The sequence below is a fragment of the Proteus mirabilis ATCC 29906 genome, from assembly GCF_000160755.1.
GTDB lineage: Bacteria > Pseudomonadota > Gammaproteobacteria > Enterobacterales > Enterobacteriaceae > Proteus > Proteus mirabilis.
In genome coordinates, this window is record NZ_GG668588.1 from 1 (window position 1) to 1265 (window position 1265).

Below are 1265 nucleotides of genomic sequence, written 5' to 3' on the forward strand. Positions count from 1 at the left end.
CCAAGCCAATGCACAAGAGGCCTTGCGATTCGTCGGTAGTAATAAACTAGCACAACAAAATATGAAGAGTTTTACGCAAAATATAATTTTTAACCTTTGTGCTAATGGCAATATCAAAGCCAATAAATATACAGGGGCAATTAATGTAGCAATTTTAATTGAATAGCGGTATTTCGGTATTATTGATAACTGGCTTGTGCACTACATGTTATGTTAAAGAGGAGTCTTGAGGATTTAGGTAACTAGACTATTTATTCTAATTTCAATAATCTATTAATGAGGGGTTTAATTTATTTTTCTATCTTTATTTTTAATTATCTTAAAATAATGAAATGGCTGATGTAATCATATTTAAAAGTGATATTATTATTTTAAAATCATTTATATATATTTACATTATTTTTATTTTAATGCTGGAGATACACGTGAATAAAAGAGCACTTTCGACAAAGTATCGAAATTCGATGTATCCATCAATGATAAAAAAAATAGGGGGATACGGTTTATCGTTATTCTTGATACCAATAATATTCTTTCATTCCGCTAATGCGTTAGAGTTATCCGTTCCTATTGGCTCAACAGGTTATTTAGGGGAGGTCACTCCGCCAGTTGGTTCAACAACGAAAAATTATGGGATGGTAAGTTCAGTGCTTCAGGCGAATAGATCTTATATAAGTTTTCGGTGGGAGCCTAGTCAATTTGTGATAAGTGACCTGCCTTTTTACCCCGAAATCGGTCGAGTGGGTGTGGCTATCTACAATAAAAGCAATCCCAAAGGGGCCTTTATTGTTTTAGCACCCAGTGGATATGGTTTGTTGCGTTATAAACGGGCTAACGATACATATGAGAATGCTTCATTTTCATTTAGTCGTTCCAAAACCACCGCTATGACAAATATGTATAATAATTTTCCCTCTAATTCTGATGAATTAAGTTGGGGTCTTTTGCCCAGACAAGGCAATAGTAATTTTTTCTCAGCACGATACGTAGATGGTAGTGATAAAGTTCATTCGTTAACATTAACAATATCCAGTTATTCCGCGTATGCCATCGGGCCATTAGAGGCCGGTGAATATGCCATGCGTGATGATTCAAAATTTTATGCCGTCATTCGCACTAGTTCAGGTTCTTTTGCAAGATCTAAAACATTATTAAGTTCAGCGGATAATGTGAATATTAAAGCACTCAAAGCCTGTGACGTTATCCCCCAAACGTCTACCAATATTCAGTTTCCGACTCAAATCGCGAAAAATTATGCAACACCC

1 protein-coding gene is annotated in these 1265 nt (G+C 35.2%); it reads left to right on the top strand.

Translation table 11 applies throughout. From position 1 onward, the window contains the following. Nucleotides 1–332: 332 nt before the first annotated feature. Nucleotides 333–1265 (top strand): hypothetical protein (locus HMPREF0693_RS17545; RefSeq protein ID WP_004246987.1); only part of this gene is annotated, 933 nt, incomplete at its 3' end.